This is a genomic window from Salegentibacter agarivorans (assembly GCF_900113135.1).
Lineage (GTDB): Bacteria > Bacteroidota > Bacteroidia > Flavobacteriales > Flavobacteriaceae > Salegentibacter > Salegentibacter agarivorans.
On the sequence record NZ_FOOH01000015.1, the window covers coordinates 40,680 to 60,173 of the forward strand.

Sequence of the window (19,494 nt, forward strand, 5' to 3'; positions counted from 1 at the left end):
AAGGTATTCAATTAACACAAATGAATGTTTTTTTAACCTTATTAGGTTTTTAAAAGACCTCTTTAGAAAGACTTATAAATCCTTAACATTTTATTGTAGGCAATGCTTCTTAACTTTATACTTCGCCCGATTTCGAAATTGCCAAAGCATTAATTATAAAATATTTAGCCTAAAACCAATCAATATGAATAAACCAGAAAAATTTCCTGACCAGCAGCAGGAGCAACCCGGAAAAGAATACAAATTGAATCCGGAACCGGAAATTATTAGAAAAAACTATAAAGGTTCGGGTAAATTAGAAGGTAAAAACGCGTTAATAACCGGTGGCGATAGCGGAATTGGACGAAGCGTTGCCGTTCACTTTGCTCGTGAAGGGGCAAACATCGCGATTATCTATTTAGAGGAAAATGAAGATGCCCTGGAGACCAAAAAGTTAGTAGAAAAAGAAGGAAAAAAATGCCTCATTATTGAAGGGGATTTAAAGAAAGAAGACTTCTGTAAAAAGGCTTTGCAAGAAACTTCTAAAGAATTAGGTAAATTAAATATCCTGGTGAATAATGCCGCGATTCAGTTTCCCAAAGAAAATATAGATGATATAAGCACAGAGCAAATTCATAAAACTTTTGAAACCAACATTTATCCTTATTTCTATATCGTAAAAGAAGCGCTACACCAACTTCAGGAAGGTGATGTAGTGATAAATACCACGTCTGTTACAGCTTATCGTGGCAGTGAACATTTACTGGATTATAGCAGCACAAAAGGCGCAATTGTAAGTTTTACGCGTTCATTATCTAAAATGCTTGCAACTAAGAAAATTAGGGTTAACGGTGTTGCGCCCGGTCCCATCTGGACACCGTTGATTCCAGCTACTTTTGATGATGTAACCGAGTTTGGCCAGGATACTCCAATGGGAAGGGCAGGCCAACCCAGTGAAGTGGCTCCGGCCTATGTATTTCTGGCCAGTGAGGATAGCAGTTATATCACCGGACAAATTATTCACGTAAATGGTGGTGAAATTATTGGGGGATAAGCTGAAAATCAGTTAAATTACTAAAAACTTATTATGGAAAAATGGTTTGAAGCTTCCTGGACATCTATTCTGGCAATTTTTCTCACTGCCGCCGGGATTTACCTGGCTATTATTATTTTTACAAGAATTGCCGGAAAACGCAGCTTCTCTAAAATGTCCAGCTTTGATTTTGCGATGACGGTAGCAGTGGGTTCTATTCTGGCAACTACAATCCTCTCAAAATCGGTGAGTTTAATACAGGGAATTATAGGTTTGGCAGCCGTATATATTCTGCAAATTTCAGCGGCAATATTAAGGCGATTTTCCTGGTTTCAGGAAGCTATTGATAATTCACCGCTACTCCTAATGGACGGTAATACAATACTTCATAATAATTTAAAGAAAGCTCGGGTTACCGAAGGTGATCTCCGGTCTAAATTAAGGGAGGCCAACGTTCTAAATCTTTCGCAGGTGCGTGCGGTCGTTTTTGAAACTACCGGTGATATTTCCGTATTACATTCTTCAGATGAAAATGAGGAATTAGAAGACTGGCTTACTAAAGATGTCCTAAAATAATAAAATATGAATTTAGAGTGGACCGATATTCTGGGACTGGCGGCAGGAATTTGCACTACGGTGGCAGTGATTCCGCAGATTAAAAAAGCCTGGAAAACCAAGAAAGTGGAAGATGTTTCACCGGGAATGTTTAGTATTTTGATACTGGGCGTTTTTCTTTGGGTAATCTACGGAATCACCCAAAAAGATCTTCCTATAATCGCTACTAATGGAGTTTCCCTGGGATTAAATAGCGTTATGCTGTATTTAATGATTCGCTATCGGAAGAAGGAATGAAGCAACCTGTTAATCTTTTAAAATTTTGAACTAATTTATTCTTAAACCCCATAGAAGCTTTCAGAAAACCTGATAGTTTTACAAAAATAACCATTCAACATTATGATTTCCACCAGAGAAAAATCTAAAGTAAAACAAATGAAAGCTTCTACAGATCAAGCTATAGAGCCTGCATTTAAAGACTTTGTGCTTACGCAAGATCATCCTTGTATAATGGCACAAACTGTATTTAGCCAGGAGCATATAGACCTCCATACCTACGATGAATTTCCAAGTCGAAAAACCGCGAAACTCATTTATAACGATTTAGAAAAGTATATTGAAAACTACGACTTTGAATCGAATGAATTTCATACGTTCATGGCTGTTTTTAAAAATCAGGAATCTTTTTCTGAAACCCAGTTTGAAACCGCACTTTGGAAACAATTAGAATTTCTACACGATATTGACAATAAAGCCTGGGATCCCACCGTAAGCAAAAATCCCAAAGACGATAACTTTAGCTTTAGTATTGGCGGAAAAGCTTTTTATATGGTTGGCCTGCACCCCAACAGTAGCCGAAAGGCGAGACAAAGCCCATACCCCGCAATGGCATTTAACCTGCACTGGCAATTTGAGAAATTAAGGGAAATGGGGGCGTATTATACTGTAAGAGATAAAATTAGGGAACGCGATACCGAATTACAGGGTAATATAAACCCAATGTTAGAAGATTTTGGTGATAAAAGTGAAGCCAGACAGTATAGTGGACGTAAAGTTGGAGATGAATGGAAATGTCCCTTTCATCAAGGAAAAAAATAACTATGTACCAACCCAAAAAATACAAAAAGGATGATCCTGAATTTATCTTTAAATTTATACAGCATCATCCTTTTGCAACTTTTATAATTAATGGAGACCGACTTTTAGCTACTCATATTCCTGTTCTCACTCTTGGTACGGCAAAAGACTTTATTTTATTTGCTCATATAGCAAACCACAACGAGCAGTTTAAACACCTGGAAGATGGTAAAGAAGCTCTGCTTATTTTTCAGGGAGCCCACGGCTACGTTTCTTCCTCCTGGTATAAAGAAAAAGATATTAGTACCTGGGATTATTCGGCAATACATGTAAATGTTAAGCTGAAAATTCAATCGCGGGAAGAGCTGGAAGAATCTTTGCAGGAACTAGTAGCTACTTTTGAAAAACAGCAGGAAAACCCGTTGTATTATAAAGATATTCCTAAAGAAATGCTGGAAGACCATTTACCACACATCACAGGATTTTGGTGTAAAGTTGAGAAAATTCAGGCCATTGCAAAATTGCACCAGGGGTATGATAAAGACGATATAGCATCGGTTACTTCACATTTGGAAAAGCAAGAAAATAATTTATCTTCCGCGTTAAGCGAAAACATTAAAAAAGAGCATAAATGCAAGTAATTAAAAAACAATCTGGAGCTGCCTTTAAATTGAAAAAAGGACAGAAGCTGAAGGTGATAGACCCCGAAGGTGAACAGGTTAGCGATATGGTTCTATTTAATGCAAAAGATAGAAGGGAAAAAATATCATCGGGCAAAACCCTGGATTTTGAAGAGTCTATTTTAATAAGTACCGGGAATTTTCTTTGGAGCAACCGCAGTAATAAAATGATGGAACTCCTGGAAGATACTAACGGTAGAAACGACTTTCTACTGGCACCCTGCAGCCCTGAAACTTTTGAGGTGATGTATGATTATGAAGGTTATCATCCTAGCTGTTTTGAAAACCTCTACACCAACCTTGAAAAATTTGAAATTGAGCCGGATGATATTCCTACGGCGTTCAATATTTTTATGAACGTACAATTTGATGAAAAAGGAAAACTTAGCGTAGACCCGCCATTAAGCAAAGCAGGAGATTATGTGTTGTTTGAAGCCAAAATGGACCTGATTGTAGCCTTAACCGCGTGTTCTGCTGAAGATAGCAATAACGGTAGTTTTAAGCCTATACATTATGAAATAGTAGATTAATTATTTCGAAAAACTACAAAAAAAGCGGCCGAAAATTCCAGATTTCCGGCCGCCTTTTAATTTATCCTAAAATGGTTTTTAAGAAACCGCTTTAAGTTTATTTATTGTTGATTTATTCAATTTATCCTCGGCATATTCCCGTGACACTTTAAGTTTGCTATGGCCACTTTCTGGCATTTCAAACATTGCATCAGTAAGGATTGCTTCGCATAAAGATCTTAATCCTCTTGCTCCTAATTTATATTCAACGGCCTTCTCCACTATATAATCCAGTGCATCATCTGTCATTTCAAACTCGATATCGTCCATTTCAAACAGTTTTTGATACTGTTTTACAATGGCGTTTTTCGGTTCTGTTAAGATAGAACGAAGCGTACTTTTATCCAACGGATTCATATAAGTAAGCGCCGGTAACCTTCCAATTATTTCAGGAATAAGTCCGAAATCTTTTAAATCCTTCGGAATAATATATTTCAGAAGATTGGTTCTTTCAATCGTGTCTTCACTTTTTGAAGCGCTAAACCCAACAGCCTGCATATTTAACCGCTTACTGATGTTACGTTCAATACCGTCAAAGGCACCTCCTGCAATAAAAAGGATATTTTCGGTATCTACCTCAACAAATTTCTGATCGGGATGTTTACGACCTCCTTTTGGCGGCACGTTAACTGTGGTTCCTTCCAGTAATTTCAATAAAGCCTGCTGAACACCTTCCCCTGAAACATCTCGGGTAATTGACGGATTATCGCTTTTACGGGCAATTTTATCTATTTCATCAATAAATACAATGCCGCGCTGTGCTTTTTCAACATTATAATCGGCTGCCTGAAGCAATCTCGTTAAAATACCTTCTACATCTTCACCTACATAACCAGCCTCGGTAAGTACCGTAGCATCTACTATAGCCAAAGGCACATTAAGCATTTTCGCGATGGTTTTGGCAATAAGGGTTTTACCCGTACCGGTTTCCCCAACCATAATAATGTTAGATTTTTGAATTTCTACATCATCGTCGCTTGCCGGTTGTAACAACCTTTTATAGTGGTTATAAACGGCTACAGACATTACTTTCTTGGTAGCTTCCTGCCCAATTACATATTGGTCTAAAAACTCTTTAATTACTTTGGGTTTGCTAAGCATGAGATCTGAAGACAATTCTTTGGCTTCTCCCTGCTTAAGCTCTTCCATTACAATGCCGTGCGCCTGCTCTATACATTTATCACATATATGCGCATCTAAGCCTGCAATAAGTAAATTGGTTTCGGGTTTCTTTCTACCGCAAAACGAACATTCTAATTCTTCTTTCGCCATTTCTTCAAATTTCAATTTTCAATCTATAAAATAATAAACTGAAAATTAATTCTTATCCTTCTCTCGTTAAAATCTCATCAATCATTCCGTACTCTTTGGCTTTTTCAGCCTTCATCCAGTAGTCACGATCACTATCTTCTTCAATTTTTTCATAAGATTGGCCAGAATGTTTTGCGATAATATCGTAAAGTTCCTTTTTAAGGGTTAATATCTCTCTCGCTGTAATTTCTATATCGCTGGCCTGTCCCTGCGCACCTCCTAAAGGCTGGTGAATCATCACTCTTGAATGCGGTAAACCGCTTCTTTTTCCTTTTTCACCTGCACAAAGCAATACTGCGCCCATTGAGGCTGCCATTCCTGTACAAATTGTGGCCACATCTGGTTTTATAAACTGCATAGTATCATAAATTCCCAAACCTGCATAAACGCTTCCTCCCGGAGAATTTATATAGATCTGGATATCTTTAGAAGCATCTGTACTTTCTAAAAATAACATTTGCGCCTGGATGATATTTGCAACCTGGTCGTTTATTGCAGTACCCATAAAGATAATCCTATCCATCATTAACCTGGAAAAAACATCCATCGCGACTGCATTCATTTGTCGCTCTTCAATAATATTAGGAGTCATCCCCGTAGGAGTCACGCTGCTCACTATCTTTTGGTAATAGTTACTATTTATACCGTGATGTTTAGTGGCGTATTTTTCAAATTCTTTTCCGTAATCCATCAATTTTTCTGTTTTTAAGCTTTTTCTCTTAGCTGCCTTTCAAGTGAAAAGGCGTTAATCCAAATGGTTTAACGCCTTAAATATAAGTATAAATTTATAGAAAAAGCTTACTCGTAAATCTCTTTCACAAATTCATCGTAAGTCACTTCTTTTTCTTCAAAAGACATTTTCTCTTTGTAGAAATCAAGCAATTTCTCGTTCATTAATTGCTCTGACATTCTTTTTACTTCGTCCTGATTAGAAAGAATTCTTGCCGCGATATCGTCAAGTTCTTTATCTCCAGGATTCATTTGGCCGAACTGTGCCATTTGTTCTTTGATCTTTTCTTTAGCAAAAGCTTTAAGATCTTCAAACTCTACTGTAAGGTTATTTTCGTTTACTATTTTACCTTCAATTAACTGGTAACGTAAACCTTCTTCACTCTTTTCGTATTCTTCTTTGGCTTCTTCTTCAGTCATTGGTTTCTCACCAACTGTTTGAATCCATTTTTGAAGAAATTCTTTAGGAAGTTCAAATTTAGTTTGCTCAATAAGCTGCTTGGTCACATCGTTCATTAACTGCTGATCGCTTTGCTGCTTAAATTGTTTTGCTGCATCTTCTTTGATCTTTTCTTTAAGCTCATCTTCACTGGTTACTTTACCTTCACCAAAAAGCTTATCGAATAATTCCTGGTTAAGCTCAGCCAGTTCTCTATGGTTAATCTCTTTTATGGTAAATTCAACTTCAATATCAAGATCGTGCGCCTTATCGTGCTCAATTCCTAAATGCTGAATTAGCTCATGGTCATCTTCAAAAAGACTTTTGGTCTTTAAAGTGATAGAATCGCCAACTTTAGCACCAACAAACTTATTAAGATTTCTTTTCCCTTTAAGTTTTTCTAATTCTACTGAAGTTTCTTTCTCAATCCCTTCTTCTTCATTTTTGAAGGTACCAGCAACGATATCTCCTTCTTCAGCCTCATCTTTAGAGATCAGTTTCCCGTATTGTTTTCTAATAGATTCAATCTGGTTATTCACCATTTTTTCATCTGCCACAATATTGTAATGGGTAACCGGCTTTTCAAGTTCAAGGTTTACATCAAACTCTGGAGCCAAACCAAGTTCAAACTCAAAGCTATATTCTTCTTTATTCCAATCGAAGTTTTCCTGTTCTTTTGGAAGAGGATTTCCAAGAACATCCAGTTTTTCTTCGGTAAGATATTTATTTAGTGAATCCTGTAAAAGTTTATTTACCTCATCTACCAACACAGCCTGACCGTATTGTTTCTTTACCATTCCCATAGGCACGTGCCCTTTTCTAAAGCCGGGAATATTGGCATTTTTACGGTAATCTTTTAAGATTTTATCAACTTTACCGGCGTAGTCTTCTTTGGCGATATCTACTTTTACTACCGCATTCAATTCATCAATATTCTCTCTGGTAATATTCATCTTGACTTGTTATAAAAATTGGAGTGCAAAATTACACTTTTTTCCCAAGCCAACAAAGTTTCAAATTATTGAATTTCAGCAATATTGTGCTAATCTTTTCCTAATAAAGAAAACAGCAAGGATTGAAAGAGTGATAAAAGCAAACTAAACAGCAAGGCTATAAAAAAGCCGCTAACTCCAAATCCTGAAACAAAAGCATCTGCCAGTAAGATAATTATCGCATTTATTACGAGTAAAAATAAACCCAGAGTAAGGATAGTAACCGGCAAGGTGAAAATTACCAAAATTGGTTTTACCAGTAGGTTTAGAATAGCCAGGACAATTGCTACAATTATTGCAGTTAGATAGCCTTCTACCTCAACCCCGGGTAAAAATTTGGCCAGTATAACTACTGCAACTGCGGTAAGTAATATTCTTAATATAAAATTCATAATATTCAGATTAGTTAGATTCTGAAAAATACAAAAAACGCCGGAAAAATCCGGCGTTTGTATATCTGTATTAAAAAGTATGTGTTCTTATTGAACTTCGTTGTTATAGGTCACTGTACCGTAAGCACCTACGTTTACTTTAGGCACATCGGCATTATAAGTAGTATTAATTGCATCAATTATACGGTTAGAAACTATTGCGTTTCCTCGAGGTGTAAGGTGGATACCATCAAGTGAGAAAGCACCTCCAGTTACAAAATCTGAAGTTACAAATCCGCCATCAAAAGAGATCCCATCTGTTGCTAATTTATTTAGCATTGCATTAGCATCTACAAACGCAAGACCATTAGCCTCTGCCAAACCAGAAATAACCTGATTATATCTAGTTGTAGCATCTCTAATTAATTCTTGCTCTGCATTTGTCAAAACGTGCTCATCTCCTAAAGGAACCGAAACCCCGTTTATCATATTTGGATTATCACCCACGGGAGTTCCAAGAATTCCAGAGCTGGTTAAAGGAATAAGATCTGTAGGTGTAGCCTGTCTTAACTGACTTAACAATCCTGCATTTTGAGGATCAAGATTAAATGGCGCTCCCTGAATAGCCTGGCCAATATTGGTTAGCGACTCATCTTGTAGCGTTACATAATTTTGACCTTCAGCAAAATTAATTTGTCTGCTTTGCGCTTCTTCAGCGGTAATAAAACCAGCCTGAACCAAACCAGGAAGAACCTGTGTATTGTAAGCTGAAAATTGCTGATTTAAGGCTGCGGCGGTTTGAGCATCTAGAGGTATAGCATTAACAGGTACTCTTGTAAAAAAGGGAACCGAAGCTACATCTGGAATATTAATAAGAACTCCACCACTTGCATTTGCGGCTAAAGCCTGTACCATTTCACTATATACACTGGCAAAAACGTTTGGATCTGTAATATCATTATCTGCGTATGTAGAAGGCTGCAAATTATTTAATTGATATACTCCTGTTCCCCCAGTTCTTGCATAACCAAGAACATCATTATTTCCTATCCATAAAGAAAAGAAAGTTGGGTCCTGAGCAAGAGCATCTTCCATTACAGAAGCATTAGGCGCAGATGCGAAGCGAGCAAAATAAGGGTTTGCAGTTCCTACTGCTATTCCCTGGACATTTCCATATCCTGCAGCACCTAAATGATAAGATTTAGCGCCGGGTACTCCCATATTACTAAACGGCCCCTGTTGAACATTTCCCACTTCAGTAGTTGGTTGCATTCCTGTATATACTCGTGGAAGGGTATCGCCATTTACCACAGATAGCACCAATCTATTATTTGTTATTTGATTACCTCCTGCTAAAAGTCCGCCGGCATTATCACTCATAAAAGGAATAGTAAAATCCTCGATATCCTGAGTTTTATCAAATTGCTGCGCAAGGATGTTTGGATAAGAATTTTCCTGCCCGGTGATATAAAGGGCGTTATCTGCATATCCAGCAGTTAGTGAATTACCAAGGGCTACGTATCGGGAAAAATCTGCTTCCCCGTTACTGTACGCCCCGGCTTCGTCTACCGGGTTATCAAATTCTGGCTCGCAGGAAACAATTCCCAGCGCCAATATTGCTATATATTTAAAATACTGTTTCATCTTCTAAATTTTATAATTTGTAGGTTACACCAAGTCCCGGAATAAAGGCTGAAGTTTTATAAGTTCCTTCAAAAGGAACAGTCTCTCCATTCTCAGTATAATAATTGTAAGATTCGTCTACTTCCTCATACCTGTTGTAAAGGAAAGCCGCATCTATAGAGAATCTATCACTTACGTGTAAAGAAAGTCCGCCGGTAAATCCGTGGGCATCGTTTCTTGGAGTTTCAGGAGCAAAGTAACCTGATTGCACCGGAGATTCGTCAAAATAATATCCAACTCTTAAGGTAACGGTTTCGTTTGCAAAATACTGTAAACCAAACCTGTAAGAAGAAGAGTTTTTGTAATTTCTTGGGTTATTAGAATCTGGAGTTGCATTTGCAAAATCTATATCTAAGGATTCGTAAACATCCCAGTAGGTCATATTATAATCGAATGCAAAAAGCCATTTATCCAGAAGCTCATAAGAAAGTCCTACCGAAAGCTCTGCAGGCATAGGCAATGCAGCATCAAATTGTGTATCCTGAAAAGGAGTTAAAGGAGAATTTGGAACGTTTTGAAAAGTAGCGTCCCCACCTTCTGCTTCAACCATAATTTCACTTCGGTAATTTATACCAAAACGTAAATCCTCGGTTGCGTTATACATTGCACTGGCAGACCATCCAAAGGCGCTAACCCCACTGGCATCTACGGTTACATTAGATCGGTTTCCATTAAGATCAGTTAGCGTACGGTTAAGGTTACGGTTAAAGTTTACCGATCCATTTACATAGATTGGCCCACCACCAACACTTAATTTATCTGAAATTTTCACAGAAGCAAGAGCCTGGATATAAATTGCTTGGAGATCTATATTGTTTACCAAATGAGACCCGGCCCAATCTGTTGGCCACTCTACACTACTACCGTAGGGAGTATAAGCTGCCAATCCTAAAGTTAACCAATCGTTCACACGGTAAGAACCATAGGCATAGAATGGCGTTCCTACAGGACTATCGGTTTCAGAACTAATTCCGAATTCAGAATTTTGATATTTCACATTGGAAAAAACAGCACTGGCACCGGCTGCTACATTTATCTTGTTTTCAAGATACACAAGGCCTGCGGGGTTAAAAAATGCAAGCTCAGCATTGTTGACTACCGCAACACCGGTGTGGCCCATAGCTAGCGATCTTTGTCCCTGGAGACTCACTCTATACCCACCTGCATAAGTTACCGCAGCCATTAGACCAAAAAGGCCCAGGAAAAGTAATTTTCTCATAATTGATTTGGATTTTATTCTATACTAATAATTTACTATCTCCAAATTTAGAATAAATTACATATTACTCAACAAAAAACGATAATTTATTATGCACACATAATAAATTTAGAAGGATTTTAAAGAAAATCGGCCACAGCTTTGTAGAAATCGTTCATTTTCTCAGCGTGAACCCAGTGCCCTGCATTGCGAATTTCCTCAAATTTAACTTCAGGAAATTGTTTTTGAATAGCAGCTTTGTCTTCTTCTTTGATATAATTTGAATTAGCGCCTTTTATAAATAGCGTAGAACCCTTAAAAATTTTATCTTGCGGAAGAGACTTGCCTACTTCTTCAATATTCTCTTTTAAAGTTTCCAGGTTTACTTTTAGACAGTATGTGCCCTCAGATTTTCGGTTTAAATTCTTTAAAAGAAAAAGCCTGATTGGTTTTTCTGAAATAAATTCTGAAAGTAATTTATCGGCTTCCTGCCGGGAGTCTAAATCTGCTTCTTCCAGAGCTGTTAATCCATCCAGGATTTGCTGATGATGCGGTTTATAATATTTAGGCGCAATATCTACCACAATAAGTTTTTCTACCAAATCAGGATATTCGGCTGCGGCAAGCATTGCAGTTTTACCTCCCATAGAATGCCCCATTAAAATAATATTTGATAAAGAATGTTGCTCGCAATAATCCTTCACATCTTCAGCCATTAACTCGTAGCTATGCTCATTGGTATGCGGACTTTTCCCGTGGTTACGTTGATCTATAAGATGCACCTGGAAATCCTTTTCTTCAGCAAGTTTATTGCCAATGGTTTTCCAATTATCACTCATTCCTAAAAAGCCGTGCAGTATTAATAAGGGCTGCCCCTTTCCCAGTATTATAGAATTTAATTTCATTGCAATTATTTTTTATGGAATTGTATTATTTCAGCAATTCCAGGTATTTTTCAATGGTTTTTTCCAGCCCAATATATAAAGCTTCAGCAATTAGTGCGTGGCCAATAGAGACCTCATCTAAGTAAGGTACATTATCTTTAAAATAATTTATATTTTCTAAAGAAAGATCGTGCCCGGCATTTATTCCCAAACCTAATTGATGTGCCAGAGTTGCACATTTTTTATAAGGTTCTACCCCCGTTTTATCACCTTTCGCATATTTTACTGCAAAAGCCTCGGTATATAATTCTATTCTCTCGGCACCGGTTTCCACAGCTCCTTCTATCATTTTTTTATCGGGATCAACAAATATAGAAGTACGAATACCGTTATTTTTAAATTCCTGGATTACTTCCTGAAGAAATTCTTTGTTTTTAATAGTATTCCAGCCGGCATTAGAGGTAATTGCATCTTCGGCATCTGGTACTAAAGTAACCTGAGCCGGTTTTGCCTCCAGCACCAAATTAATAAATTTTGCAACCGGATTTCCTTCAATATTAAACTCGGTTTTCACAATTGGAGAAAGATCCCGCACGTCCTGGTAAGTAATATGCCGTTCGTCTGGCCTTGGGTGAACAGTGATACCCTGCCCACCAAAAGATTCTATTTTCTTGGCGGCTTCCACTACGTTGGGAATATTGCCCCCTCGGGCATTTCTTAAAGTGGCAATTTTATTGATATTTACACTTAATTTAGTCATTTTATAAGCTTTTGTTTAACAAAAATACAAACTTGTAAATGCCCTAATGAATTTTATTTTAATTAATTTGCATAAAAAGGAAGCGACATCATGAACATGCAAGATATTATAATTAACGATGTCTCTATAAGGCATTTTTCTGATAAAATTGGGGAAGTCCAGGACTTATTCAATCAGTTAACCTATTCGCATTTACCAGTAGAAAACAATGGTATTTATATGGGTTGTATTCCAGAAAACGATATTCGTTGTTTTGAAGCCGAAAAATCGCTGGAAGATTATCAATATGCCCTGGAAGGTTTCTTTGTTAGAAATACAGATTTTTGGCTGGATATTTTAGAACGTTTTGCCCAAAACAATACCAATATTCTTCCTGTTTTAGATGAAGAAAACACCTATTTGGGCTATGTAGAACTCAACGAAATTATTGCCTTATTTAACGAAACGCCTTTTTTAAGCGAAGCGGGAAATATTATTGTGATCCAAAAAGGTATAAAAGATTATTCCTTTAGCGAAATCACCCAAATTACCGAATCTAATAATGCCAATATTCTGGGGATCTTTATTTCAAAAATTGAAAATGATGTTGCCCAAATCACGGTTAAATTAAGCCCTTCGGGTATAAATGAAATTATTCAGTCTTTCCGCCGCTATGGTTATAAAATAATTTCTGAACACCGGGAAGACAATTTCAACAAAAATCTTAGAGACCGCTCTAAGTATTTAGATAAATATATGAATATATGAAAGTAGGCATCTACGGTCAGTTTTACCATACCAATGCCGGGATCTATATAGGGCAGCTTCTGGAATTGCTGAAGCGCGAAAATATTAAAGTAGTAATTGAAGAAAATTTCCTGGATCTAATTCATTTAAATAAAACTATAAATGAAAATTACTCACACTTCAACACATTTGAAGAGTTAGATAATAGTTTCGATTTGTTTTTTTGTATTGGTGGAGATGGTACTATTTTAAAATCTATAAATTATATTAGAAATTTAGATATTCCAATTGTAGGAATTAACACAGGGAGATTGGGCTTTTTGGCAACTATTCAAAAAGAGGAAATCAAAGAATGTTTACAGAGTATTCTTGAAAAGAAATTTAGTATTTCCCGTAGAACTGTTTTAAATATTAAAACAAATCCCACCAGCCACGACCCGGTTTTTAGAAATATAGCCCTTAACGAAGTTGCAGTTAGCCGAAAAAACACCACTTCTATGATTACCGTAGATACGTGGCTAAATGATCAATATTTAAATTCTTATTGGGCCGATGGATTAATTGTCTCTACACCCACAGGCTCTACCGGTTACTCCCTTAGTTGTGGCGGCCCGGTTATAACCCCAGATGCAGGCTCTCTTATAATTACCCCCATTGCGCCACATAATTTAAACGCGCGTCCTTTAGTAATTAAAGACGATACTAAAATAACACTTCGGGTATCGGGACGGGAAGAATCTCATTTAGTTTCTATGGATTCCCGTATCGCAACCCTGGAAAATGATACTGAAATTATTATAGAAAAAGCACCCTACGCAATAAATCTTGTTGAACTTAAAGGCGATAGTTTTCTTCACACCCTAAGAAAAAAGTTAATGTGGGGTGAGGATAAACGTAATTAAGCAATAAATGATTTTAAAAACTGTTTAAGAATATATACAAAATTGCTCAAATTATTGTGGAGCAAACATAATTGTTATATTTGCAAACTTTTGAAAGCCTATGAGGTACCTATTAGTTGTAGTAATCATGCTTGTTTTTGCTCCAAAAACAAATTCTCAAACATTTGAAGTAGGACCATATATTGGTGGCGCCAATTATATTGGAGATGTAGGGCGAACCAATTTTGTTCTACCCAGCGGACTGGTTGGAGGCGCATTGCTTAAATGGAATCGCAGCCCACGTCACGCTTTTAGATTTTCGCTTTTATATGCAGAAATAAATGCCGACGATGCAAATTCTAATGACCCCCGAAGATTAAACAGAGGCTACTCTTTTAACAATACAATTGCAGAAGCTTCGTTAGGATTAGAGTATAATTTCTGGAGTTTTGATTTGCACGAAGGCCATCCCCAAAGCACCCCATATTTGTATACAGGGATAACTTATTTTAGAGCAGATCACTTACTACTTGATGCCGATTTTCCTAACGGCCAATTGGAAAACCAGGGCGCCAACTGGGATTTTGCTATTCCGGTAGTTTTTGGTTACAAAGAAAGTATTACCTCGCATATTGTAGGAGCCCTGGAAGTAGGTGTTCGTTATACTTTTACCGACAACCTGGATGGAAGCTGGCCTGAAGAAATTTTTGGGAACAGAATGCCAAAAAAGGAATTCGGAAATAGAAATACCAACGATTGGTATGTTTTTACGGGCGTGAATTTCACCTTCTCATGGGGTAGGGAACCTTGCTACAGTAGATTTTAATATGAATTATAAAAAAAACATAGATCTTAAGAAACTACCTAAACACATTGCCATAATTATGGATGGTAATGGGCGTTGGGCAAGAAAAAAAGGCTTTCTTAGGGCTGCTGGGCACGAAGAAGGCACTACCGCAGTTAGAGATGTTGTAGAAGCTTCAGCCGAAATTGGCATAGAATACCTCACCCTCTATGCTTTTTCTACCGAAAACTGGAAGCGTCCAAAATTAGAAGTAGACACTTTAATGCGTCTATTGGTCTCTTCCTTAAGAAAAGAAATTAAAACACTTCAGGACAATAATATTAGGTTAAACGCTATAGGAAATCTAAATACCCTGCCTAAAAAGGTATTTAGAGAACTTCACGAAGTTATAGAGAAAACTAAAACCAACGATCGTATGGTGCTTAACCTTGCACTAAGTTACGGTTCACGGGAAGAGCTAAGTTCTGCAATACGTGAAATTAGCCTGAAAGTTAAAAATAATGAAATAAGCGCCGATGCTATTGATGAATCGGTTATAAATCAGCATCTTTACACCCGAAATTTTCCGGAGGTGGATTTACTAATCAGAACCAGCGGAGAACAACGTATAAGCAACTTTCTATTATGGCAAATTGCTTATGCCGAATTATATTTTACAAAAATCTTATGGCCAGATTTTAGAAAAGAAAATCTTTTTGAAGCCATTTACAATTATCAAAATAGAGAACGACGATTTGGAAAAACCAGTGAGCAACTCAGTTAGCGCATTCATGACGAAGAAAGTATTTACCCTTCTGGCAATAGCATGCAGTTTAATATTCAGCATTTCTTCACAAGCTCAGGGCTTACCATTAGCAGATGGCAAAAAATATATAATTGGAGATATAAAAGTTACGGGTACCGTTAGTTTTAACGAGCAAACCGTAATTGCTTATACCGGTCTAAAAAAAGGGGAAGAAATCTATATTCCCGGAGATAAAATTAGTAGCGTGATCAATAAACTATGGGATATTGATCAATTTAGTGATATTAACTTTTATATCACCAATGTAAGTGACGGCAATGTAGCCGATCTTGAAATTGAGATACAGGAAGTTCCAAAACTTAATAAAGTTCAGGTTACCGGACTTAAAAAACGGGAGAAGGAAGAAATAATTAAGGAAAACAAACTAAGAACAGGCGCAAAAGTTTCTGAAAACCTTATAACCACCACCAAAAATTATATTGAAAGTAAGTATAGAAAAGAAGGTTATTTTAATGCTAAGGCAAAAATAAGCACTAGTGAAGTTACCGATACTACAGCAAATACCAACCTGGTAAATATGCTTATAGACATAGACCAGGGTGATCGTGTAAAAATTGCCGAAATAAATTTTTCTGGCAACGAAAAATTTTCTAACTGGAAGCTTAAAAGGGCCATGAAAAACACCAAACAAAAGAATTTTTTCCGCTTTTGGAAAAGATCAAAATTTGTGAGGGCAGATTACCAGGAAGACAAAGAAAATATTATAGATAAATATAAGGAAAGTGGTTATAGAGATGCCAGGATTGTTACAGATTCTTTGGTAGAAGTTGACGACGAAACCATAGCCTTAAACCTTAAGGTAGAAGAAGGAGATCAATATTATATTGGTAATATAGATTATTTAGGAAATTCGGTTTATACCGATGCGCAATTACAACGAGCTTTAGGAATTAATAAAGGCGATGTTTATAACGGGGTGCTTTTAGACGAGCGAATTGCCGATGAAACCAAACCAGACGGGGAAGATCTTTCTAACCTGTATAAAAACAATGGTTATTTATTTTCTACCATTAACCTTGTAGAAACCAATGTTTACAACGATACCATAGATTTTGAAATACGAATAATTGAAGGAAAAGAAGCATACTTCAATAATATTAGTGTAACCGGAAACGACAAAACAAAAGATCACGTTATTTATCGTGAATTAAGAACAAAACCAGGCCAAAAATATAGCCAGGAAGATGTGGTTAATACCGTTAGGGAACTTGGACAACTTGGATTTTTTGATGCAGAGCAATTAGAACCAAAATTTGTTGATCCAGATCCGCAGGCCGGTACTTTAGACCTTGAATATTCTGTTGTAGAAGCAGGCGCCAGCCAAATAGAACTACAAGGTGGTTACGGTGGCGGTGGCTTTATTGGCACTTTGGGGCTGTCCTTTAACAACTTCTCTTTATCTGGAATTTTTGATAAAGAAGCCTATAAGCCAGTACCTATGGGAGATGGGCAAACGCTTTCTTTAAGAGCACAAGCCAGTACGTTTTATCAAACGTACAGCCTGTCTTTTCAGGAGCCATGGTTGGGAGGTAAAAAGCCGGTAAGTTTGCAAACCTCTTTCTCTTATACAAGACAGTTTTTATTCGATTATATAAACAGAGAAGCAGATAGAAGCAGAAGTTTTGATATACTTGGAATAAACGTAGGCCTGGCAAAACGTTTAACGGTACCAGATCCTTATATGACGGTGTCTCACTCGGTAGGTTTTCAGCGTTATAACTTAAATAATTACAATACGGGGCTATTTACTTTTGGTGATGGTCACTCTAACAACTTCACCTATACTTTTGGACTCACAAGAGATAATACTTATGTAAACCCAATTTTCCCAATGGGGGGTTCTAAATTTAAACTTACGGCAAAATTCACTCCTCCTTATTCTTTATGGAATGGTGTAGATTATGCAAATTTAGCTGATCAAAGAGAGTTTCAGCTGGAAGATGATAATGGGAATCTTATAGACCAACAAGGCAACAGGGTCACTCCTGAAAATGCAGTTGGAGACCAACGTCTAATAGATCAGAAGAAATTTAACTGGTTAGAATTCTATAAAGTTAAGTTTAGTGGTGAGTGGTTTACTCAAATCTACGACAAACTTGTACTAAGAACTAACGCCGAATATGGTTTCCTTGGAGCTTATAATAGCGATCGTGGTGTTCCACCTTTTGAAAGATTCTTTCTTGGGGGAGATGGCCTTGGCGCATTTAGTTTAGATGGCAGAGAAACCGTACAGTTAAGAGGTTATCCAAATCAATCTGTAGTTCCTTTAGATCGTCCTGCCGGAGTTAATGATGATGGCGCTACCATTTACAACAAATACTCTTTAGAACTTAGATATCCTATTACCTTAAAGCCAACAGCATCTATTTATGCACTTACCTTCCTGGAAGCAGGTGCATCTTACGATAATTTTAGGGACTTTAATCCTTTCCAGGTGAATAGATCTGCCGGGGCAGGTTTAAGAATCTTTATGCCAGCCTTTGGTTTACTTGGTATTGACTTTGGTTACGGTTTTGATCCTATTGGAGGACAACCCGGGCCTAACGGTTGGGAAACGCATTTCATTATCGGACAGCAATTTTAATTTGGCACGATATTTTCTATATTCGATTTAAGTATGCTTAAAAGAACATTTTTATTCACACTTTTTATTTTTATTGGATTGGGGGCAAGCGCTCAAAAGCCAATAAATATAGGCTTTGTGGATATGGAATACATCCTTGAAAATGTTCCAGAATATCAGCAAGCTTCATCTCAATTAGACGGGCGAGTAAAAGAATGGCGAAACGAAATTGAGCAAAAGCGAAACGAAATTAGTGAAATGAAAACCAGCCTGCAAAATGAACGGGCGTTACTCACTCCCCAACTAATTGAAGAACGGGAAGAAGAGATCGCTTACCAGCAAGAGCAGGCTACAAATTACGAGCAGAAACGTTTTGGCCCGAAAGGTGATTACATGATTCAAAAGAGGCAATTAATAAAGCCAATCCAGGATCAGGTTTTTAACGCCCTGCAGGAAATAGGTGAAAACAGGGATTTCGATTTTATATTTGACCGTAATGCTGAATCGGGTATGTTATTTGCAAAAAAACGCTTTGATTTAAGTGACCAGGTTCTAAGAAGTATTAACAGAGCTTCTAACCGTAAACAAATTGAAACAAAACAGGAAGAACGAGAACTTGAGAGAGCTGAAGCGCGTACAGCAGAGGAAGATGAAGAATTAAGCCAACGCGAACAAGCTATTGAAGATCGTAAAAGCGAACGCGAAGCCTTAATAGAAGAACGCAGAAAAAAACAAGACTCTATTAAAGAAGCCAGACAAAAAGCTTTTGAAGAACGCCGGGAAAGAATTTTAAAGGAAAGAAAACAAAAAAGAGATTCTATAGAAGCGGCACGAAATAGAAAAGACACCATAAACTAAATAATTTTAAACCTTAATACTTAAACAATTAATATCAATTAAAATGAAACAATTCAGAACACTTTTTATAGCCCTTGCATTAACCATAGGAGCTACTGCATTTACAAACGCACAAAGCAAAGTTGCTCACATCGCAACCCAGGAGCTTGTAGAAACTATGCCTGCTTATAAAGATGCAATGTCTCAACTTGAGAAGTTAGAGAAAACTTACGATGCAGAGATTAAAGACATGCTTACTGAAGCTCAAAACACGATGCAACGTTACCAATCTGAAGCTGAAACAGTAACAGAAGAAGAAAATGCAAAAAGAGCAAGCGAACTTCAGGCAACTGAAAGAAGAATTCAGGAGCACAGCCAGAGAGCTCGTCAGGAACTTCAAAAGAAAGAAAACGATCTAATTAGACCGGTAATTGAAAAAGCTCGTGAAGCTATCCAAAAAGTAGCAAGAGAACAAGGATTTGATTATGTACTTGACTCTACTACAGGAACAGGAGTAATTCTTGCCGATGGTAAAGATCTTATGACAGATGTAAAAGCTGAATTGGGAATGTAATATTCACCCAATACATAAATAAAGATTAAAAACTGCGTCCTTT

At 37.1% G+C, this 19,494-nt stretch carries 21 protein-coding genes; 13 read left to right on the forward strand and 8 right to left on the reverse strand.

Translation table 11 applies throughout. The features are described 5' to 3' along the window. Positions 1-184: 184 nt before the first annotated feature. The 6 genes from BM084_RS11985 (at position 185) to BM084_RS12010 (ending at position 3,854) form a co-directional block, all read left to right on the forward strand. A complete protein-coding gene (locus BM084_RS11985) occupies positions 185-1,033 on the forward strand; it encodes an SDR family oxidoreductase (RefSeq protein ID WP_093305007.1) in 849 nt (282 codons plus the stop codon). Positions 1,034-1,066: 33 nt separating this feature from the next. Continuing rightward, positions 1,067-1,588, forward strand: coding sequence for a DUF421 domain-containing protein (locus tag BM084_RS11990; protein WP_075325697.1), 522 nt, complete (start codon positions 1,067-1,069; stop codon positions 1,586-1,588). A gap of 6 nt (positions 1,589-1,594) precedes the next feature. Next, positions 1,595-1,864 (forward strand): SemiSWEET family sugar transporter, encoded by a 270-nt coding sequence (locus BM084_RS11995; RefSeq protein ID WP_075325696.1) that lies wholly within the window; start codon positions 1,595-1,597, stop codon positions 1,862-1,864. Between the two features lie 102 nt (positions 1,865-1,966). Then, the gene (gene gntA / locus BM084_RS12000; RefSeq protein WP_093305009.1) at positions 1,967-2,665 is read left to right on the forward strand and encodes a guanitoxin biosynthesis heme-dependent pre-guanitoxin N-hydroxylase GntA; all 699 of its coding nucleotides are present in this window, start codon (positions 1,967-1,969) and stop codon (positions 2,663-2,665) included. Between the two features lie 2 nt (positions 2,666-2,667). Next, complete coding sequence (locus BM084_RS12005; RefSeq protein ID WP_075325694.1) at positions 2,668-3,285, forward strand: FMN-binding negative transcriptional regulator; 618 nt, start codon at positions 2,668-2,670, stop codon at positions 3,283-3,285. Then, positions 3,276-3,854, forward strand: a complete 579-nt coding sequence (locus BM084_RS12010) for a DUF1989 domain-containing protein (RefSeq protein ID WP_075325693.1) — start codon at positions 3,276-3,278, stop codon at positions 3,852-3,854. Before BM084_RS12005 ends, BM084_RS12010 begins: the two co-directional genes overlap by 10 nt. 78 nt (positions 3,855-3,932) lie before the next feature. Here the strand turns inward: BM084_RS12010 and clpX are convergent, their stop codons facing one another. The 8 genes from clpX to BM084_RS12050 all read right to left on the reverse strand — a co-directional run bounded on the left by clpX (position 3,933) and on the right by BM084_RS12050 (position 12,260). Further along, entirely contained in the window at positions 3,933-5,165 is a 1,233-nt protein-coding gene (gene clpX, locus BM084_RS12015) for an ATP-dependent Clp protease ATP-binding subunit ClpX (RefSeq protein WP_075327894.1), read from the reverse strand. A 52-nt stretch (positions 5,166-5,217) separates the two neighbouring features. Next, positions 5,218-5,895 (reverse strand): ATP-dependent Clp endopeptidase proteolytic subunit ClpP, encoded by a 678-nt coding sequence (gene clpP, locus BM084_RS12020; protein ID WP_075325692.1) that lies wholly within the window; start codon positions 5,893-5,895, stop codon positions 5,218-5,220. A gap of 107 nt (positions 5,896-6,002) precedes the next feature. Next, entirely contained in the window at positions 6,003-7,325 is a 1,323-nt protein-coding gene (gene tig / locus BM084_RS12025) for a trigger factor (RefSeq protein ID WP_093305011.1), read from the reverse strand. 89 nt (positions 7,326-7,414) lie between these two features. Beyond that, complete coding sequence (locus BM084_RS12030; RefSeq protein ID WP_075325690.1) at positions 7,415-7,756, reverse strand: phage holin family protein; 342 nt, start codon at positions 7,754-7,756, stop codon at positions 7,415-7,417. Between the two features lie 87 nt (positions 7,757-7,843). Beyond that, positions 7,844-9,379: an SGNH/GDSL hydrolase family protein gene (locus BM084_RS12035; protein WP_093305012.1), complete on the reverse strand. Its 1,536-nt coding sequence runs from the start codon at positions 9,377-9,379 to the stop codon at positions 7,844-7,846. Between the two features lie 10 nt (positions 9,380-9,389). Next, positions 9,390-10,637: an OmpP1/FadL family transporter gene (locus tag BM084_RS12040; RefSeq protein ID WP_075325688.1), complete on the reverse strand. Its 1,248-nt coding sequence runs from the start codon at positions 10,635-10,637 to the stop codon at positions 9,390-9,392. Between the two features lie 119 nt (positions 10,638-10,756). Next, positions 10,757-11,521: an alpha/beta fold hydrolase gene (locus BM084_RS12045; RefSeq protein ID WP_075325687.1), complete on the reverse strand. Its 765-nt coding sequence runs from the start codon at positions 11,519-11,521 to the stop codon at positions 10,757-10,759. 25 nt (positions 11,522-11,546) lie between these two features. Next, positions 11,547-12,260 (reverse strand): pyridoxine 5'-phosphate synthase, encoded by a 714-nt coding sequence (locus BM084_RS12050; RefSeq protein ID WP_075325686.1) that lies wholly within the window; start codon positions 12,258-12,260, stop codon positions 11,547-11,549. A 90-nt stretch (positions 12,261-12,350) separates the two neighbouring features. On the opposite strand from BM084_RS12050, the gene BM084_RS12055 reads away from it, so the two are divergent. The 7 genes from BM084_RS12055 (at position 12,351) to BM084_RS12085 (ending at position 19,451) form a co-directional block, all read left to right on the forward strand. Further along, entirely contained in the window at positions 12,351-13,007 is a 657-nt protein-coding gene (locus BM084_RS12055) for a CBS domain-containing protein (RefSeq protein WP_093305014.1), read from the forward strand. Beyond that, positions 13,004-13,888 carry an NAD kinase gene (locus tag BM084_RS12060; RefSeq protein ID WP_075325684.1) on the forward strand — a complete coding sequence of 295 codons (885 nt, stop codon included), beginning with the start codon at positions 13,004-13,006 and terminating at the stop codon, positions 13,886-13,888. Before BM084_RS12055 ends, BM084_RS12060 begins: the two co-directional genes overlap by 4 nt. Positions 13,889-13,988: 100 nt before the next feature. Continuing rightward, the gene (gene porG, locus BM084_RS12065) at positions 13,989-14,693 is read left to right on the forward strand and encodes a type IX secretion system protein PorG (RefSeq protein ID WP_075325683.1); all 705 of its coding nucleotides are present in this window, start codon (positions 13,989-13,991) and stop codon (positions 14,691-14,693) included. A 1-nt stretch (position 14,694) separates the two neighbouring features. Continuing rightward, positions 14,695-15,435, forward strand: coding sequence for an isoprenyl transferase (locus tag BM084_RS12070; protein ID WP_093305016.1), 741 nt, complete (start codon positions 14,695-14,697; stop codon positions 15,433-15,435). Positions 15,436-15,442: 7 nt separating this feature from the next. Next, complete coding sequence (gene bamA, locus BM084_RS12075) at positions 15,443-18,061, forward strand: outer membrane protein assembly factor BamA (protein WP_177195695.1); 2,619 nt, start codon at positions 15,443-15,445, stop codon at positions 18,059-18,061. A 33-nt stretch (positions 18,062-18,094) separates the two neighbouring features. Further along, positions 18,095-18,898 carry an OmpH family outer membrane protein gene (locus tag BM084_RS12080; protein WP_093305018.1) on the forward strand — a complete coding sequence of 268 codons (804 nt, stop codon included), beginning with the start codon at positions 18,095-18,097 and terminating at the stop codon, positions 18,896-18,898. Between the two features lie 43 nt (positions 18,899-18,941). Continuing rightward, positions 18,942-19,451: an OmpH/Skp family outer membrane protein gene (locus BM084_RS12085; protein ID WP_075325679.1), complete on the forward strand. Its 510-nt coding sequence runs from the start codon at positions 18,942-18,944 to the stop codon at positions 19,449-19,451. Positions 19,452-19,494: the final 43 nt, after the last annotated feature.

Excerpts from the sequence above, each read along its gene's own strand:
- bamA (WP_177195695.1), top strand. The coding sequence starts at position 15,443 with ATGACGAAGAAAGTATTTACCCTTCTGGCAATAGCATGCAGTTTAATA.
- clpP (WP_075325692.1), bottom strand. The coding sequence starts at position 5,895 with ATGGATTACGGAAAAGAATTTGAAAAATACGCCACTAAACATCACGGT.
- BM084_RS12040 (WP_075325688.1), bottom strand. The coding sequence starts at position 10,637 with ATGAGAAAATTACTTTTCCTGGGCCTTTTTGGTCTAATGGCTGCGGTA.
- BM084_RS12085 (WP_075325679.1), top strand. The coding sequence starts at position 18,942 with ATGAAACAATTCAGAACACTTTTTATAGCCCTTGCATTAACCATAGGA.
- clpX (WP_075327894.1), bottom strand. The coding sequence starts at position 5,165 with ATGGCGAAAGAAGAATTAGAATGTTCGTTTTGCGGTAGAAAGAAACCC.
- porG (WP_075325683.1), top strand. The coding sequence starts at position 13,989 with ATGAGGTACCTATTAGTTGTAGTAATCATGCTTGTTTTTGCTCCAAAA.
- BM084_RS12070 (WP_093305016.1), top strand. The coding sequence starts at position 14,695 with ATGAATTATAAAAAAAACATAGATCTTAAGAAACTACCTAAACACATT.
- BM084_RS12060 (WP_075325684.1), top strand. The coding sequence starts at position 13,004 with ATGAAAGTAGGCATCTACGGTCAGTTTTACCATACCAATGCCGGGATC.
- BM084_RS12080 (WP_093305018.1), top strand. The coding sequence starts at position 18,095 with ATGCTTAAAAGAACATTTTTATTCACACTTTTTATTTTTATTGGATTG.
- BM084_RS12035 (WP_093305012.1), bottom strand. The coding sequence starts at position 9,379 with ATGAAACAGTATTTTAAATATATAGCAATATTGGCGCTGGGAATTGTT.
- gntA (WP_093305009.1), top strand. The coding sequence starts at position 1,967 with ATGATTTCCACCAGAGAAAAATCTAAAGTAAAACAAATGAAAGCTTCT.
- BM084_RS12005 (WP_075325694.1), top strand. The coding sequence starts at position 2,668 with ATGTACCAACCCAAAAAATACAAAAAGGATGATCCTGAATTTATCTTT.
- BM084_RS12045 (WP_075325687.1), bottom strand. The coding sequence starts at position 11,521 with ATGAAATTAAATTCTATAATACTGGGAAAGGGGCAGCCCTTATTAATA.
- BM084_RS11990 (WP_075325697.1), top strand. The coding sequence starts at position 1,067 with ATGGAAAAATGGTTTGAAGCTTCCTGGACATCTATTCTGGCAATTTTT.
- BM084_RS11995 (WP_075325696.1), top strand. The coding sequence starts at position 1,595 with ATGAATTTAGAGTGGACCGATATTCTGGGACTGGCGGCAGGAATTTGC.
- tig (WP_093305011.1), bottom strand. The coding sequence starts at position 7,325 with ATGAATATTACCAGAGAGAATATTGATGAATTGAATGCGGTAGTAAAA.
- BM084_RS12055 (WP_093305014.1), top strand. The coding sequence starts at position 12,351 with ATGAACATGCAAGATATTATAATTAACGATGTCTCTATAAGGCATTTT.
- BM084_RS12030 (WP_075325690.1), bottom strand. The coding sequence starts at position 7,756 with ATGAATTTTATATTAAGAATATTACTTACCGCAGTTGCAGTAGTTATA.
- BM084_RS11985 (WP_093305007.1), top strand. The coding sequence starts at position 185 with ATGAATAAACCAGAAAAATTTCCTGACCAGCAGCAGGAGCAACCCGGA.
- BM084_RS12050 (WP_075325686.1), bottom strand. The coding sequence starts at position 12,260 with ATGACTAAATTAAGTGTAAATATCAATAAAATTGCCACTTTAAGAAAT.
- BM084_RS12010 (WP_075325693.1), top strand. The coding sequence starts at position 3,276 with ATGCAAGTAATTAAAAAACAATCTGGAGCTGCCTTTAAATTGAAAAAA.